Raw genomic sequence first — 11,389 nt, forward strand, 5'->3', positions numbered from 1 at the left:
TCGTATGCTGGGTGGTATGAGCACGATGAATATCTCTTTACCCGATGACATGAAGGCGTTTGTGGACGAGCAGGTGCGCATGCATGGCTTTACCACGACCAGCGAATATATGCGCGCGCTGATCCGTGAGCGGAAAGAGGGCATTGAGCGGCTGCGGGCTTTGGTGATTGAGGGCATGGAGTCTGGCGATGCGGGGCCCGCTGAAGATGTCTCGGCTCGATTGCGTGCGAAGATTGAGGCGGCCCGAATGGGGATGAAGGCCGCCGAATGACGGCAGTTATCGTCAGCCGGGCAGCAGAGGCTGACTTGAACGCGATTACCGACTTTTATTTGACCGAAGCTGGCATCGTACTGGCTGCTGGATTTATGACGGCTTGGGATGGCTGCATCGACCACCTAGATGCGTTTCCGGCGAGCGGATCGCCTCGGTTAGCGGGAAATCTGGCGATTGCCGGATTGCGGGTTTGGCCGATCAAGGGATTTCCACAGCTGGTGCTTTATCTGGAAACTGCGCAGGGCGTCACAATTCAGCGGGTGCTGCACTCGGCACGCGATTTGCAGTTTGTCTTGCGCGACTAAATCCGCACGTTCGCGACTGGAAATGTCGCGGGTGGTGCTGCGGCGATGGGTTGGGTTGTTAGGATCTGCAAAACCCATTTTCGGAGACATTCATGCCGCTGCGCCGCACACCGTTTTATGCTTTGGCTTCGGCTTTGGGGGCGCAGATGGGGCCGGTGGGTGGCGGGTTTATCTCGGCGCATCATTACGGCGACGTGCGCGCCGAGCATCTGAACACGCGGGCTAATGTCGGGGTTCAGGATCTTTCCACCATGGGGAAAATTGACGTGAAGGGGCCGGAAGCTGAGGCGCTGGTCAATTATCTGATCGTCAATGATGCGTCGGCGATGAAGGTCGGAGCCGCACGTTACGCCTCGGTTTGTGCGCCGGATGGCGGGGTGATGGACGATCTGACGGTTTTCCGGCTGGCAGAGGAGCATTTTCTGATTGTTTCAGGCTCTCGCAATCGGTTGAAAATCCGCGATTGGGCGATGCAACACGCGAATGGGCGGCGGGCTTATGTGACGGATATTACGGCGGCGATTGCGTTTCCGACGGTGCAGGGCCCACGCTCGCGTGAGCTGTTGGCGGCGGTTATTCCGGATGCGGATTTGAGCGCGCTGAAGCGGTGGCAGTTCACTTGGGGACATTTTGGCGAGACGCGGGTGATGATCTCGCGCACCGGGGTGACGGGGGAGTTGGGGTTTGAGCTGTTCGTTCCGTCAGATGAAGCGGCAGGGGTTTGGAACGGATTGATGGCTATCGGTGGGGCGTTTGGCCTGCGGCCTTATGGCGTGCAGGCGATGTTCACGCTGGGTCTGGAAAAGCTGTATCCCGCACATGGCATTGACATGGACGAAAGCCTGACGCCGTTTCATGTCGGGACGGATGCGTTCATTAAGTTTGATAAGGGGGATTTTATTGGACGTGAGGCGTTGCTGCGGGTGCGTGATGCTGGGGTGCCAACGGTTTGGGTCGGGTTGCGGCTGGAGGGCGAGGTTTCGGCGATTGAAGGCGCTGCGGTTATGGCGGATGGGCGGCGCGTTGGGCATGTCACCTATAGCGATCATGGCTATTCGGTCGGGGCAGTTTTGGCATCGGCGCATATCGAGAAAGCCTTTGCCGTAGAGGGTGCAGAGCTGACGGTTGGCGGTATTGCAGGGCGGGTGGCGCGCAAGGCGTTTCTCGATCCAGAGGGCGCGCGGCTTCGAGCTTAGGCAATTTTCAGGCGAGTTTCAAATCTACAAGAGCCTTGCTTTAAGTTCGTATAATGACGCTGAGAATGGGCGGCATTGCCGTGCCTCTTTTCTGTGTTAACTTCGATCATCACCCATAGTCGCACCGCCGCACTGTGCAGCGTCCTTTACGCCGTCGGCCATCGTGCCGAACCCGCCTGCAATCGAAAGCTTACGGATTGCTACCGCGAGCGATGATCTTTGTCATACAGTGATCCGCTGCCCTCAAAGCCGCGTATCCAACTATAACCCAACAGATTCGCCAAATAGCTCAGAGCATTTGATTTGAACCAAGCTCGCATATTCATTGGTATTTTCGCGCTAGTGCTTAGCCTTGTCGCGGTGATCCAGCTAGAGCAATCGCGGGCGGGATTGCAGATTTCCGACCTGAGCGTTGGCACAACTCCGGTGACGCTTTATCAGCGCGCGTCCTTGCAGCAGGGCGAGCAGCCCGGACCGATTGTCGTGGTAGCGCATGGCTTTGCCGGATCGCGCCAGATCATGCAGTCGTATTCTTTGGCTTTGGCGCAAGCGGGATACCGCGTGCTGGCGTTTGATTTTGAGGGCCACGGCCGCAATTCGCAGCCTATGTCGGGCGATGTGACCTCGGTGGAGGGTACAACCGCGCTATTGGTCGCCGAGACGCGCCGGGTGATCGCCTATGCGCGCAGCCTGCCCGGAGATGCCCGCGTTGGCTTGTTGGGCCATTCAATGGCGACAGACATCATCGTGCGCGCCAGCATTGCCGAGACGACCGCAGGGCATCCGGTGCAGGCCGTTGTTGCGATTTCGATGTTCTCGCAGGCCGTCACCGCCGATGCGCCGCAACAACTGCTGGTGATCTCGGGCGCGTGGGAGAGCTATCTGCGCAAGGCCGGGCTTGACGCTGTGCATCTGGTCGACCCGAATGCTCTCGAGGGCGCGCTGGCCCATTCGGGCATTGTCAGGCGGGCAACGATGGTGGCACCCGGTGTCGAGCATGTCGGCGTGTTGTTCAGCCCCAGCGCGGTGAAGGCTGCGCAAGATTGGTTCGACGTAGCCTTTGCCCATCAAAGCAAAACCACACCCACCCCGCGCGGCTGGTGGATTTTTGCGCTGCTCGGGGGCATCGTCTTGGGCTTTTACCCTGTCGTCTCAAAGCAGCCCGCCGCACCTGCAACCGCCCGCATCTCGACCAGCCAGTTTTTGCTGGCTATCCTTGTGCCGACGGTCGCAGCGCCTCTTATAATAACGCCGTTTTACCGCAACTTCCTGCCAGTTTTGGTGGCCGATTATCTGATGCTGCATCTGGCGTTGTTCGGGTTGCTTCAGCTTGCCTTGCTGCGGATTTGGCCGCGCTGGCCCACCAAAGCCGCCGCCCTGTCTGCGCTGATGCTGGTCTTGTGGGGCACCCTGGTGTTCGGTCTGGCACTGGATCGCTACGCCGCCAACTTCTGGCCTACGCTGCAACGCCTGCCGATCATCGCAGCCCTCTGCCTTGGAACGGTGCCGTGCATGGTGGCCGACAGCTATCTGACCCAAGCCGGACGAGCAGCTTTGTGGCGCAGATGTGCGGCAAGACTGGCACTGTTTGCCTCGTTGGGGGTCGCCGCGGTCCTTGATCCGGGCGATCTGACCTTTGTGTTGATCGTGCTGCCTGTGTTTGTGTTGTTCTTTCTGGTGCATGGCTTGATGGGGCGGTGGATCGCGCAGCGTTCCGGAGCCTTGGCGGCAGGGCTCGGGCTGGGCCTGTGCCTCGCTTGGGCGCTAGGCGTCAGCTTTCCTTTGTTCGCACCTTCGTGATGCGTCGGTTTTACTGGCCGCGTCGCAAAGCCGAACCATATCCGCTCATTTCAAAGGCCCATCCCATATGCCGCAGATCGCCAACGCCGAACCCCGCAACGGTACAAGCCATTACCCGCGCGTCAGTCTCTATGCCTTGCTGCTGGCTGCAACGGGGATACCGCTGTACATCCATCTGCCGCAGTTTGCCGCGATCAATCTTGGCATCGGTCTGGGGACCATTGGCACGATTTTGCTGGTGATCCGGGTGATTGATCTTGCGCAAGATCCGCTGATCGGCTGGGCGATAGATCGCTGGCCGCGCCTGCAAAGCACCTTCGCAATGGCCGCCGTGGCTGGGCTTGCGGTTGGCTTTCCGCTGCTGTTTTCGCTGTCGCCCGGCCCAGATGTCGTGGCGCAACTGGTAGCGGCCTTGGTTTTGCTGTTTGCCGCCTACAGCTTAGGCACAATTCTGCTTTATGGTCGCAGCGCCACCTTGGCCGAGCGGCCTGAACCGCAAGCCCTGTTGACACTGGCCGCCTACCGCGAGGGCGGCATGTTGGCGGGTGTCATCCTTGCGGCAATGGCGCCGGCGGTTCTGCTGGCTTTGGGGGCGAGTGGGCAAGGCTATCCGGCCTTTGGCCTGCTGCTGGGCGGGCTCGCGATCCTGACGGCGGCGTTCAGCTTTTCGATCTGGCAGCGCCCGGTGGTCTTGGGTGAGACGTTCTCGCTCGCCGGTCTAGCCAACGCAGGGGCGCTGCGGATTTTGGTGCTGGCCTTGATCAACAGCCTTCCCGTCGCCATTACCTCAACGCTGTTTTTGTTTTTTGTCGAAGACCGCTTGCTGCTGCCGGGTAGCGCAGGGGCGCTGCTCACTCTGTTCTTTCTCAGCGCGGGCCTCAGCGTGCCGATATGGACCCGAGCGAGCCAGCGGATAGGTGCCAAGACCACTCTGATGATCTCAGTGCCCTTGGCGATTGTGGGCTTTGCCGGGGCGGCCTTTCTAAGTCCCGGCGATTATCTGAGCTTTGCCATCATCTGCGTCGCTGCCGGGGCCGCCCTTGGGTCTGACACCATCCTGTTGCCTGCGATGTTTTCGGTCGCACTGACGCGGGCGGGTCTGAAAGCCTCGCTTGCCTTTGGCATCTGGGCGTTTGCGGGCAAGTTGGGGCTGGCGCTGGCGGCTTTTATCGTGATGCCACTGCTGCAATGGAACGGTTTCCAGCCGGGGCAGATCAATTCTGCGCAGGCATTGAACACCCTGAACATTGCCTATACCGTGATCCCCTGCGTGCTGAAACTAGCTGCCCTCGGTCTGGTTATAACGCTGCCGTCAGAGGATAACTTGTGATGCCACACTGCCACCGGCAACACATACAATCGCGACGATTTGCACTGATGATTTCGCGTACCACTGGCGCATCAAACTTTAGACCTAGGGAACCATGCATCGGATCCCCCGTTAGCCTGTGCTTTGTGAGGTCTCCGAGGCAAGATGGGTGAAACGAGCAGGTATTTAAATGGCTGGACGCATATTGATTGTCGAGGACGAGATCATCGTCGCGATGGATCTGGAGGCCACGCTCGAAGACTTCGGGTTTGAAACTGTTGGCATCGCTGCCGATACAACAAGCGCGCTGCAGCTTGGCGCGCGCAATCCCGACGTGGCGCTGGTGGATGTGAACCTGCGTGATGGCCCTACAGGGCGCGAGATTGGCGCAAGACTGGCACGTGACTTTGGGATTAACGTGGTGTTTATCACCGCCAATCCACGGATGCTTGGCGACGGCTTTCCGGGCGCGGTGGGGGTATTACCGAAGCCCGCGGACCCTCACATCATACGGCAAACGGTTGAGTATATTCTTGGTCTGAAAAGCAACCAAGCTCACATGCTCGCGCCGCCGCCAGCGCTGACGATGTTCGGCGCGGTGCAAATCCACGCCTAGGGTCGCCAGTTTAGCGAAGATCAGCATTAAGCATCCCGAGTTTTGACGGTTTGACGTGCGCGCAATAAACTGCTGCGCGGGCAGCTTACGTTGACGACGACGCCGTCCGACGTCCACTGCCATTCAATTTGCCCATTCAAATGAGATTGCGCGCTGGCCAGCATCAGCTTGGTGCCAAAGCCTGCAACCACAGGCTTCCCTGTGACATCAGGACCGCCCGTTTCGGTCCAAACCAATCGACACTGCGTGTCATCACAACGCGAGAATAGATCAACCTTTCCCGCATCTGCAGACAATGCGCCGTATTTTTTGGCATTAGTTGCAAGTTCATGCAGGATAAGCGCGAACGGTGTCGCTGCCGCATCGTCAACCGAAACATCTTCGCCGCTGATGGTGATGCGGCCATCATCCATCGCCAGATAAGGCTTGAGAATTTCGCGGGCGAGGCTGTGCAGCGTCACCTCGCCAGTGTGGGGCCGCGATTGATCACTGTGCGGCCGGGCCAGATCATGCGCACGCCCCAGCGAGGCAATCCGGGCTTGCAGATCGCGCGCAAAGGCCGCGGATTCTGGCGCACGTCGCCCCGACAACCCGATAAGGCTTTGAATGATCGCAAAGATATTCTTTATCCTGTGACTCAGCTCCTGACTGAGCAATTCAACGTAGGCAGCCGCCTTCTTGGTGTCATTGATGTCAGTGCAAGTGCCCAACCAGCGCACGATCTGGCCGCTATCGTCACGCACTGCACGGGCGCGGCCCAAAACCCAGCGATACTCGCCTGAATTGTGGCGCAGCCGATATTCGATCTCGTAAGGCGCACCGGTCGCCAAGGAATGCTCCCAACGCTGCCACGCCCGCGCTTGATCATCGGGGTGAAACATGCCGTTCCAGCCCTCGCCATCGGTGCTGCCAGGTGGCACGCCGGTGAAATCATACCAGACGGCATTATAGTAATCGTGGAAGCCGTCAGGTCGGGTCGACCAAACCATTTGCGGCATCGCATCGGCAATCGCCGCAAAGCCTAAGGTCTGGGTGCCTGTCATGTCTTCAACGTGCAACGCGTCATTGTTGCGCGAAAGTTCGACCAGAACGCCCGACACATTATGCGCCCCAATATGCACGCCGCGCATCACAAAAGGCCGCATTGTTCCATCTGCAACATTCAATCGAAGCGTAAAGTCAAAGCTGGACTGATCGGCGCCTGCAAGATGCGCCGAAACCTGAGCGCGGTCTGACGGGTGAACGCGGTGCAGAAACAGATCAATCGGGATTTCTGCGGGATCGCTAAACCCAAGCCGCTGCTTCAACGCATCAGTGACCACCAAACCCGCAAGGGTTGAGCCAAACGGATAAACGCCCGCCGCTGTCTGCGACGCGGCTTCGGTCCCATACGGGTTTTCCGGCACAGCGTTGGCTTCGGCCATTGACTGTTGCGGGCCGCCGTAGCGCGTTGAAGACATGCTGTTGTTCCGAAAACAAAATTGTGAAGGGGAATGCTTAACATCTCTGTCAATTCCCGCAAAGCGGCAACAGTCGGCGTGGCAGAGGTTACTCTGCGCCCGGTACACTGTCCAAAATCCTGCCACCGCTGTCGCGTCAATGCGATTTGTAGCAGACATTGCCCTGATAATTGAAATATGTTTGAGGAGCGGCACAATCGGTGCGCTGCCGGAAGGCGGGTTGAGCGTAATCAAAGGGGCGCCAATTGGGGGCGCCGGAACTTTTCCCTCTGCCTGATGTTATTGCAACGAAACTGCACACGAAAGGATTTATCCAATGTTTCGCACTTTTGTCTGCATGGCCTTTCTGGCCGCTTCACCCGCATTTTCGCAGACCGCCAGCGATGACCAACCCTCGGCTGAAAACTGGTGGGACACCGTTGGCGCGGGGTTTTTCAGTGACAAGGGCCTGACCCTTCTGCGGTCCGAGCATGAGATCCGGGCGCACTGGACGGGGTTGAGTGCGGACGATCAGGCGGCCGTGCTGCAGCGCTGCGGGGTTTTGGCGGCACCAGCTGATGCCACGGGAAGCGGCTCGTCGGTGCAGTCGCAGCAAAGCGGGTCGAACACCGAAGAAGGCGTGACAGAGCCCGGGCAGAGTGCGGACGGGGGCAATCGTGCCGCAGGCGAAGCTCTGCCCAGCACCGATGACGCGGCAACTGCGACCCCCGGCACCACCAATCAGACCTCCATCACCGGGGCGACAGAGGGTCAAGAGGTGCACAATCCTGCGAACGGCACTGAGCCATATACCGGACTCGCTGGCAGCATGGGCCCGAATGATGACCAGTTCCGCTCTGTCTGCAGCGTCATTGCTCGCATCCACTAGGTTTCTTTGGGCCGGACTGCGGTCGAGGGTTCGCACTTTCTGCTGCAGTTGCCATCGGAGGAAGTGCAGAAGTTTTGCGCCGAGGTTCGCTCTCGGTGGGGCAGGTGCGGGCGTTGCTTGGCTCGCATCCCATGCTGGGCGCGCTATGAAGCAAAACCTCTCGGTGCGTGAGGCCGAGAAGCTGGTCAAACCAGCCGGTCCCCCGGGGCGAACAGATCGGGGAAGGGCAAGCTTACAGTCAGCTTTGACAGCCCAGAAAAATTTGCGTTTCTGTGGGACATCTTATCGAAAGCAAGGCGGCACAGGTAGAGCAACCGCATTTGCAACGGTGCTACAAACAACCGTCTAGCCTGCGCTGAGCGCGGCGACACCTGCGTCCAGATAGATTTTGAGCCAAGGGGTATACAGGGCCGGATGGGCGCTGACTTGACCGACAAGTTGCGTGCGTGGCACCCATTTGGTCTGCATCACTTCCGCCGAGTTCAGCGCAAGCGGCAGCTCGCGCGAAGCTTCTGCCACAAAGATTTCCACCATCTCATGCTCCGTCAGACCGCTGCCCACATCTGCGCGGTATTCGATTTGGCCGACAGGTTGCAGCGCAAGCCCGGTGATGCCCAGTTCTTCGCGCAAGCGGCGGTTGGCGCAATCCATTGGGTCTTCGCCCCAGCGCGGATGCGTACAGCAGGTGTTGGTCCACAGTCCCGGCGTATGGTATTTGCCCAAGGCGCGGCGTTGCAGCAGGGTCTTGTCGCCGTCCATCACGAACACCGACACCGCGAGATGCCGCAACCCGCGCTGATGGACCTCGAGTTTATCAACCGGGGTCAGCGTGCCATTTGCCCATGCGGGGATCAGTTCATTCATACATATTCCGGAGGCACAAAGCCCATCAGGTGTCGCACATTCTTGAAACCGATCTTGATATGCGCCAACGGTCGGGCGGAAACCAGTTTCTTGTTCATATAAGCCTCAAACGTCAGCTTTTGCACATCAACATCGTGGCACAGGCTGACAAACCGCTCGCGGCGCTCATCCGATTTGTAATAGGCATCCTGCATGGATCGCAGCACTTTGAACACCGTGCCGTGCTCTTTCATAAACATCTTGCGCGCCAGCTTCAGCTTGGATGCGCGCCCGGTGGCGAGCGTCGCCTGTGCCGCCGTAGCCGCCACGCGACCCCCAACCATGGCGTAGTAAATCCCCTCCCCCGAGGAGGGCGCCACCACCCCCGCCGCATCGCCCGCCAGTACCACATCGCGGCCATTGTCCCAGCGGTCCATCGGACGCAGCGGTATCGGCGCACCTTCACGCCGGATCGTCTCGCACCCCGCAAGCCCAGCCTGCGCGCGCAGATCGGCGGTGGCCTGTTTCAGATCAATCCCGTCGATCCCCGTCCCCATCCCTACCGAGCATTGATCGCCATGCGGGAACACCCAGCCATAAAAATCGGGGGAAATCTTGCCGTCATAGATCACATCGCAGCGCCCCGGATCGTAGGAATTGCTGGCCACCGGAGCCTTGATAATCTCATGATACGCAATGACATAGGGGATCTTGTCACCCCCCGGAACCTCGGCCTTGGCGACGTTAGATCGCGCCCCATCGGCCCCGATCACCAGCTTGGTCGCCAGCCGCATTTCGGCCCCCGTCGCCTTGTCGCGGTAAATCACATGCGTGCCGCCCGCGTCCCGTTCCAACCGCAGATAGGTGCCGGTCAGCCGGGTAGCCCCGTTTTCCACCGCCCGCTTGCGCAGGAATTCGTCGAAATGCTCGCGGTCCACCATGCCGACGAAGCCGTTCTCAATCGGAATATCCACTGCGCGTTGGGTGGGTGAGATCATCCGCGCCGTCTGGATATGCGCCACCAACTGCGCTTCAGGGATCGAGAAATCCTCGATGAGGCGCGGTGGGATCGCGCCGCCACAAGGCTTGATACGGCCTGCCCTGTCCAGAAAGGCTACATCGCAGCCCGCCCGCGCCAGATCATTCGCCGCCGTCGCCCCCGAGGGCCCGCCGCCGATCACGATGACATCATAGCTCATGTTATTCTCCTGCAACCATGTGGATCAAACCGGGCTGGCGCTGTGCGTCTATGACACGCCCGTCAATGACTCGGGACGCCATCCAGGTGGCGGCCGCAAAAAGCCCCGCCTCCAGCACGAAGACAAAGCCAAAGGCGCTGGCCGTGTCGGTGAACTGCCGCGTCAGATCGACAGCGCCCGCGCCGATCAGCCCGCCAAACCCGGCAGCCAGTGCTTGCGACGCACCCCAAAGCCCCATCCGCGTACCTTCACGCGCGCCGCGCCCCTCACCCGCCAGCGCCATCATTGATCCGATGGCTGCCACCGCGAACATGCCGTTAAAGACGCCAAGCCCGATCGTGGCGGGCAGCAGCAGCGCCCCACCACCGACGATCTGCCCCGCCAGCGCGATCACCGTCAGCGCCAGCGCCGACCCGGCGCAACCCAACATCACCCAAGCCCGCAGCGATCCGATCCGCAAACCGGTCGCCGCGATGCCTACCGTCAACATTCCGACAAACACCCCACCATTTTGCGCACCCGAAAGCTGCGTCGATTGGCCGGGGGTGAAGCCGAACGCCAGCCCGGCATAGGGTTCAAGGATCAGCTCCTGCATGAAATAGGCGGTCATCGACAAAAAGATGAACAGCGTGAAATGCCGCGCGCGCGGCTCGGCCCAGATCTCCGCAATGCCAGCGCGGAAAGACTGCCGGGCCTCACGCGGCGGCTCCATGCCGCCATGCCGCGCCTCAATCCCCCAGATCGCCGCCACGGTCAGCGTCACCGCAATTAAGCCAACCGCCGCCACCAATTCCAGCAGCCGCGCGGGCGAATAGGGGTCGAGCATCTTGCCCACCACCGTCGCCGTCACCGCGATGCCAAAGATCATCATCAGCCATGTGATCGTCGCCGCAGCCGCCCTACGACGCGGATGGGTCGCCGTCGCCAGCAATGCCAGAAGCGAGGTGCCAGACGCCCCGACCCCCATGCCGATCAGCGCATAAGCCAGCACCGAAACCGCAAGCCCCGGCCAATAGGCGCTCGTCATCACCACAAAACCAAAGGCCGCCAGAAACCCGCCCAAGGCCAGCGCGAGCATCCCCAGCACGATAAACCGCGCGCGGTCCCCACCACTGTCAGACCGGAACCCCCAGTTCGGCCGGGTGATCTGCACACCATAGTGCAGCGCCACCAGCAGCCCCGGCAACACCGCAGGCAAGGCGGCCTCAACCACCATCAGCCGATTGAGTGTCGATGTCGTCAGCACCACGATCGCACCAAGGCACAGTTGCACCAATCCCAGCCGCACGATGGAAAGCCACGACAGATGCGTCATTGGGCGACCTCCAACGTGCGGATGGCAAAAGCGGTGATCATCATGCCGCTGACATACATCGCGATGCCGGTGGCGTTGTACCAAGGGGCGCGGCCCTTGGGGTCGGCGAGCAGGGTTTTCATCGCCCAAACCTGCGTCGCCAGCAGCGCCAGAACCGCCAGCGCGTGCCATGGCCTGCCCCAGATGAACAGCAACGCAATCACC

At 60.2% G+C, this 11,389-nt stretch carries 11 protein-coding genes and 1 pseudogene; 7 read left to right on the plus strand and 5 right to left on the minus strand.

Annotation, left to right across the window (positions count from 1 at the left end; all coding sequences use genetic code 11):
* Window positions 1-25: 25 nt before the first annotated feature.
* From JWS10_RS07680 to JWS10_RS07705, 6 genes are all read left to right on the plus strand, one after another.
* Window positions 26-271 carry a ribbon-helix-helix protein, CopG family gene (locus JWS10_RS07680; RefSeq protein ID WP_299506030.1) on the plus strand — a complete coding sequence of 82 codons (246 nt, stop codon included), beginning with the start codon at window positions 26-28 and terminating at the stop codon, window positions 269-271.
* Window positions 268-579 (plus strand): type II toxin-antitoxin system RelE/ParE family toxin, encoded by a 312-nt coding sequence (locus JWS10_RS07685; RefSeq protein ID WP_299479521.1) that lies wholly within the window; start codon window positions 268-270, stop codon window positions 577-579. Before JWS10_RS07680 ends, JWS10_RS07685 begins: the two co-directional genes overlap by 4 nt.
* Before the next feature lie 92 nt (window positions 580-671).
* The gene (locus JWS10_RS07690; RefSeq protein WP_299506032.1) at window positions 672-1,775 is read left to right on the plus strand and encodes an aminomethyltransferase family protein; all 1,104 of its coding nucleotides are present in this window, start codon (window positions 672-674) and stop codon (window positions 1,773-1,775) included.
* Between the two features lie 303 nt (window positions 1,776-2,078).
* Entirely contained in the window at window positions 2,079-3,575 is a 1,497-nt protein-coding gene (locus tag JWS10_RS07695; RefSeq protein ID WP_299506035.1) for an alpha/beta fold hydrolase, read from the plus strand.
* A 67-nt stretch (window positions 3,576-3,642) separates the two neighbouring features.
* Window positions 3,643-4,905 carry an MFS transporter gene (locus JWS10_RS07700; protein WP_299506038.1) on the plus strand — a complete coding sequence of 421 codons (1,263 nt, stop codon included), beginning with the start codon at window positions 3,643-3,645 and terminating at the stop codon, window positions 4,903-4,905.
* 169 nt (window positions 4,906-5,074) lie between these two features.
* Entirely contained in the window at window positions 5,075-5,500 is a 426-nt protein-coding gene (locus tag JWS10_RS07705) for a response regulator (protein ID WP_299479530.1), read from the plus strand.
* A 26-nt stretch (window positions 5,501-5,526) separates the two neighbouring features.
* Here the strand turns inward: JWS10_RS07705 and JWS10_RS07710 are convergent, their stop codons facing one another.
* On the minus strand, window positions 5,527-6,960 hold the full coding sequence (locus tag JWS10_RS07710) for a PAS domain-containing protein (protein WP_299506041.1): 1,434 nt from the start codon (window positions 6,958-6,960) through the stop codon (window positions 5,527-5,529).
* A 316-nt stretch (window positions 6,961-7,276) separates the two neighbouring features.
* Here JWS10_RS07710 and JWS10_RS07715 point away from each other — a divergent pair, with 316 nt between their 5' ends.
* The gene (locus JWS10_RS07715; protein WP_299506044.1) at window positions 7,277-7,828 is read left to right on the plus strand and encodes a hypothetical protein; all 552 of its coding nucleotides are present in this window, start codon (window positions 7,277-7,279) and stop codon (window positions 7,826-7,828) included.
* A 345-nt stretch (window positions 7,829-8,173) separates the two neighbouring features.
* On the opposite strand, the gene idi is transcribed toward JWS10_RS07715, so the two are convergent.
* The 4 genes and pseudogenes from idi to JWS10_RS07735 form a co-directional block, all read right to left on the minus strand.
* A complete protein-coding gene (gene idi / locus JWS10_RS07720) occupies window positions 8,174-8,692 on the minus strand; it encodes an isopentenyl-diphosphate Delta-isomerase (RefSeq protein WP_299506046.1) in 519 nt (172 codons plus the stop codon).
* Window positions 8,689-9,870 carry a geranylgeranyl diphosphate reductase gene (locus JWS10_RS07725; protein WP_299506048.1) on the minus strand — a complete coding sequence of 394 codons (1,182 nt, stop codon included), beginning with the start codon at window positions 9,868-9,870 and terminating at the stop codon, window positions 8,689-8,691. Before JWS10_RS07725 ends, idi begins: the two co-directional genes overlap by 4 nt.
* Window position 9,871: 1 nt before the next feature.
* Complete coding sequence (locus JWS10_RS07730) at window positions 9,872-11,185, minus strand: BCD family MFS transporter (RefSeq protein ID WP_299506050.1); 1,314 nt, start codon at window positions 11,183-11,185, stop codon at window positions 9,872-9,874.
* Window positions 11,182-11,389 (minus strand): annotated as a pseudogene (locus tag JWS10_RS07735) (bacteriochlorophyll/chlorophyll a synthase); the annotation flags it as partial. The gene JWS10_RS07730 and the pseudogene JWS10_RS07735, both read right to left, overlap by 4 nt.

The organism is Cypionkella sp., from assembly GCF_028290025.1.
Classification (GTDB): Bacteria; Pseudomonadota; Alphaproteobacteria; order Rhodobacterales; family Rhodobacteraceae; genus Cypionkella.

Excerpts from the sequence above, each read along its gene's own strand:
- JWS10_RS07690 (WP_299506032.1), top strand. The coding sequence starts at position 672 with ATGCCGCTGCGCCGCACACCGTTTTATGCTTTGGCTTCGGCTTTGGGG.
- JWS10_RS07700 (WP_299506038.1), top strand. The coding sequence starts at position 3,643 with ATGCCGCAGATCGCCAACGCCGAACCCCGCAACGGTACAAGCCATTAC.
- JWS10_RS07730 (WP_299506050.1), bottom strand. The coding sequence starts at position 11,185 with ATGACGCATCTGTCGTGGCTTTCCATCGTGCGGCTGGGATTGGTGCAA.
- JWS10_RS07710 (WP_299506041.1), bottom strand. The coding sequence starts at position 6,960 with ATGTCTTCAACGCGCTACGGCGGCCCGCAACAGTCAATGGCCGAAGCC.
- JWS10_RS07715 (WP_299506044.1), top strand. The coding sequence starts at position 7,277 with ATGTTTCGCACTTTTGTCTGCATGGCCTTTCTGGCCGCTTCACCCGCA.
- JWS10_RS07705 (WP_299479530.1), top strand. The coding sequence starts at position 5,075 with ATGGCTGGACGCATATTGATTGTCGAGGACGAGATCATCGTCGCGATG.
- JWS10_RS07725 (WP_299506048.1), bottom strand. The coding sequence starts at position 9,870 with ATGAGCTATGATGTCATCGTGATCGGCGGCGGGCCCTCGGGGGCGACG.
- JWS10_RS07685 (WP_299479521.1), top strand. The coding sequence starts at position 268 with ATGACGGCAGTTATCGTCAGCCGGGCAGCAGAGGCTGACTTGAACGCG.
- JWS10_RS07680 (WP_299506030.1), top strand. The coding sequence starts at position 26 with ATGAATATCTCTTTACCCGATGACATGAAGGCGTTTGTGGACGAGCAG.
- idi (WP_299506046.1), bottom strand. The coding sequence starts at position 8,692 with ATGAATGAACTGATCCCCGCATGGGCAAATGGCACGCTGACCCCGGTT.